Here is a 4183-nt window from a genome sequence, read left to right as displayed (position 1 = left end):
GATATCGTGTTCCAAGTGCTGCTCTGTCGGTTCCGTTACAAGCTGAGCTTTAGAGACATTGCCGAATTCTTCCTACTGCGCGGGTTGGAGTTCACGCATGAAACAGTACGAGAGGTTCTGTAGAAGCAAATTAGCGAGAAACAGAGGTAGGTTGCAATGTCTCTGTATTAGCTTGATGTTTTTCGGTTTGTCGCTGCGCGCGCTCGCGATCAGCTTGAGTTTCAGGAACTAGCTTTGTGAGCAATCGAGCTACGATTGGCAAAAAACCTATCATTACAACAACACCGATAATATTAAACATCATTTGAGCATTTGCAATCTGCCGTCCCACATCGTCACCCGAAACCAACTGTGCAAGCTGTGCAAGCTGGGATGCAAACAAGATGCCCAACGTAGCGCTGACGAGATTAAACAGCAGGTGAAACAATCCAGTTCGTAGCGCGTAGCTACCTCGTCCAATCGTCGCAACCAGCGTATCGGCACAAGTGCCAATTTCTGCGCCCAACATAATTGCAATCCCAGCGGCCAACCCGATTAAGTTGGAACCAGCAAGGGTGACAACAATCGCTACAGTCGCTGAAGAAGATTGAACAATAACGGTAAAAATTGCCCCCACTAATGCACCAAGCAACGGATTTTCACCTAATCGCTCCATCAGGTTTAGAAACGGCTCATATTCGCGAAACGGTTCCATTGCAGAATCGATCGCTTCCAGTCCATAAAACATCAGCCCAAAGCCTAGCAAAACAATGCCGATCGCTTTCCAGCGTTCAGTCCTGCCTAAGAAAAACACCAGCAGTCCTGCAAACATCAAAATAGGAACGTATAGCTCAATATTGAGCGAAATGATTTGTGCGCCGACAGCAGTACCGATGTTTGAGCCCAAGACAACACCTAGAGACTGCACAAAGGTAAGAATTCCCGCACTCACCATTGCAATTACAAGAATAATTGTGACTGATGAAGACTCTAGAAAAGTTGTTGCTACAATTCCAGTTGTGACCCCAGCAAAGCGGTTTGTTGTAAACTTGCTCAGTAGGTTTTTCATCCTTGCTTCGCCCACATCCTCCAGCCCTTCCGCTAATCGAGTAACTCCATAGATAAATAGCACTAAGCCAGCGATCGCTCCCATTGCAATTCTAAAGAAATCAACTGATTTTTCCTCTTCCTCTCCCTCCTCGGTCAACGGAGGCTCAGAGGGTGCAGAAGCGATTAAATCCGCAGAGATAAAATCGCTTGGGAGAGATTGAACACTAGCGTGAACTATAGTTGATGCGTTGAAAAACGGGAGCTGACGCATAAATGCAGGCGGACTAACAAACAGCGTAACCGTAAATAGCGTGACGCTTAAATAGGCAAGCAGCTTAGAATTCAACCGCCTTAAAATAAACATTATTAGTCCTCGTAAAAAGTTTTGCCGCTTCAGACTGTGGAACTAAAAATGAGCAATATCCAGTTGTGTTTACTACGAACAAAGATAGTTTTAATATTTTGATTCGCATCTCTTCTGAAAGACGTATTTGTTTCAAGTAAAAGCATTTTTTTGAGAAGATTTCTTTTACTCCCAAACCTTAATGTCTTCTAAATCTATACTTAATCCTTGGTTATTTATATCCTGCTTGACTAACAAAATTATGGAGTTGGGGGATTGCTGGTTCTGTTGCAAAAAATGATAGAGTTTGAGCCTATTGAGAGAAAATTGACGTTCCGTGGTTGATCCTAAAGCTCCGTTCAAATGGCGACAATACCAGTCCAATATCATCCTGCCCAATGTGCGCTGGTATTGTCGCTATTCCTTAAGCTACCGGGATTTAGAGGAGATGATGGCGGAGCACGGCGTGACAGTAGATCACACGACAATTTATCGGTGGGTGCAGGATTATGCACCCGAACTCGACAAACGCATTCGTCCCTTTCTCAATCCCGCGAATGATTCCTGGCGGATGGATGAAACGTACATCAAAATCAAAGGAGAGTGGAAATACTTGTAGCGAGCAGTGGATGCGGAGGGCAATCCCTTGGATTTTATGCCCAGTGCGAAGCGAGACGGGAAAGCAGCGGCACGATTTTTCCGTAAAGTGTTGAAAGCCAAGCACACTCAAACTCCACGGGTGATCACCGTCGATAAGAATGCTGCCTATCCCGTTGCGATGGATGAATTGAAGCAAGATAAAACGTTAAAAGCCGAGACCGAATTGCGGCAAAGCAAATATTTGAACAACATGATTGAGCAAGACCACCGCAACGTGAAGCGGATTGTAAAACCAATGATGGGATTTCAGTCGTTCAATACAGCGAGAAGAACATTGAGAGGAATCGAAGCAATGGCGATGATTCACAAAGGACAAGCGAAGGAGGTTAACCAAGGGGACAGCGTATCTCAAGTAGAGTTTATCAATGAAATTTTCGGAGTGATTGCTTAAACAACACGAACGAGACCAACTCGTTTGTCACTTTAAAGTCTTTGCAACGGAACCATAATTCTTGCGACAGAACCACCGGAACGGGAGGTAATAGTTGTCATTACTACTGGAGCGCTGTCAGCCACAAATGGTGCAGGCTTATTCACCCGTTGGGGTGTGTCTCTTACAATCCGCTCATCCTACAACTAATTTAGGACTGTTATATGAGCACTCTGTAGTTTTGTACAATTACAAACTCAGTTTTACTCAGTTAAGTCAGCAGAAAACTCCAATAACTTAGCACAGCCATTATCGGTACTGTTTGATTAACATACAAATATCTGCAAGTAAGTAGGGCAATTAAATTGAAGATGACGTAGGTTGGATTAAAGCAGGGAACCAACGGTTGCAAGGGTCGCGCTGTCGTTAGCCCATTCTACAGTCAACTTTTTAAACATTCTTTAAAGCAGACCTGAGGCTTTATGTTATCCATTTGCTCATTGCGCTGATTTATTGCTCATCTACAGGTACAAAGCTTAATCCATACAGCCTCAAAAAACATTGATATGAGCATTTACCGAGTTAAGGAAAGGAAATGATTGACCCCACTAGACTCATAACCTATCTAACTGCAGTCATCGCTTTAATCTCCACTCCCGGTCCCGGACAAACCCTTGTGGTGACGCAGAGCATTGCTGGCGGTCATAAAGCAGGCATTTTGACCAGCCTTGGACTGAGTGCTGGCACATTAGTACACACTTCAGCAGCGACTCTTGGCTTGTCAACCATCGTCGCAGAATCTGCGATCGCCTTTACGGTAATTAAGTACTTTGGCGCAATCTATTTAGTCTATCTTGGTGTCAAAGCAATCCTTGTTCAAGAAGATCGTTTATCAGAGTCGAGAGTAACCCTGGCAACGCTGACTGAAAATAGACGCATCTTTACAACGGCTCTAGTGATAAGTGTTTTAAACCCTAAAGAGATACTATTTTTTCTGGCGTTTCTACCTCAGTTCATTGATCCAAGCAAGGGGTCTGTCGCACTTCAGTTTCTTCTACTGGGTTTCATTCTTGCGGTAGTAGGAGTGATATTGGAGTTTCTGTTGATCTTAGCCACCTGTACATTTATGCGGAGACTGATACAAAATACTCAGTTTGCTGCATGGAGGCAACGCATTACTGGAATAGTCTTCGTTGGGCTTGGTATTCATCTTGCCTTGGCAAGTCAGAAGTAGAAGCTACGCTAAATCGGGTTGTGTCGCAAACATGAGAAGGTAGGAAGGCTCAATTTTCTCTGACCTTACCCTAAATGGGTATTGTCAACTTAAGTCTGAGCAAGAGGTAAAATATAAAATCTGCCTTGCCTGTCTATTCTGCTGTACAGTGCCAAATTAAATGACATCGAGACAAATTTGTGTCGTCGAGCAACATCTCCCCTGTTGCAGGATTACAGGGAGAAGTTGCTCAGTGGACTAGCATCTGTTCATCAGCATTGCCAATCTGACTTGAGTCCAAAAAGCAGACCAGCTTTAGCTTTACTTTTTCAACGACACTAATGTGTCTCCACGTCAAATAAAAAGTCACTGTACACTTTCGTCAGATTACTTCAAGCTTGAACTTGAGGTTGAAAATCTTCTACAACCTCGTAAGGTTGTGTCGCAAAAATGGGTCAATGGTAAGGTAGGTAAGCCCAGCTTTGCCTTCTTCCTCTTCAATGTCTACTGCTTCTCTATTCAAGTGGCGGCACTTTTTGCCCGAAGTCATCCTGCTCAATGTGCGGTG

2 protein-coding genes and 2 pseudogenes are annotated in these 4183 nt (G+C 44.0%); 3 read left to right on the top strand and 1 reads right to left on the bottom strand.

What is annotated here, in order from left to right; translation table 11 throughout:
- Positions 1-114 (top strand): annotated as a pseudogene (locus H6G00_RS36760) (IS6 family transposase); the annotation flags it as partial.
- A 16-nt stretch (positions 115-130) separates the two neighbouring features.
- Here the strand turns inward: H6G00_RS36760 and H6G00_RS21085 are convergent.
- The gene (locus H6G00_RS21085) at positions 131-1393 is read right to left on the bottom strand and encodes a Na/Pi symporter (protein ID WP_190798249.1); all 1263 of its coding nucleotides are present in this window, start codon (positions 1391-1393) and stop codon (positions 131-133) included.
- Positions 1394-1709: 316 nt separating this feature from the next.
- On the opposite strand from H6G00_RS21085, the pseudogene H6G00_RS21080 reads away from it, so the two are divergent.
- Together H6G00_RS21080 and H6G00_RS21075 are read left to right on the top strand one after the other, a co-directional pair.
- Positions 1710-2423, top strand: a pseudogene (locus H6G00_RS21080) (IS6 family transposase).
- 574 nt (positions 2424-2997) lie between these two features.
- Positions 2998-3636: a LysE family translocator gene (locus tag H6G00_RS21075; RefSeq protein WP_190640992.1), complete on the top strand. Its 639-nt coding sequence runs from the start codon at positions 2998-3000 to the stop codon at positions 3634-3636.
- Positions 3637-4183 lie beyond the last annotated feature (547 nt).

The sequence above is a fragment of the Leptolyngbya sp. FACHB-541 genome (genome assembly GCF_014695875.1).
GTDB lineage: Bacteria > Cyanobacteriota > Cyanobacteriia > Elainellales > Elainellaceae > JAAUTN01.
This window is presented reverse-complemented; position numbering and strand designations above follow the sequence as displayed.

What these genes read in the sequence shown, in the direction of transcription:
- H6G00_RS21085 (WP_190798249.1), bottom strand. Translation starts at nt 1,393, where the DNA reads ATGTTTATTTTAAGGCGGTTGAATTCTAAGCTGCTTGCCTATTTAAGC.
- H6G00_RS21075 (WP_190640992.1), top strand. Translation starts at nt 2,998, where the DNA reads ATGATTGACCCCACTAGACTCATAACCTATCTAACTGCAGTCATCGCT.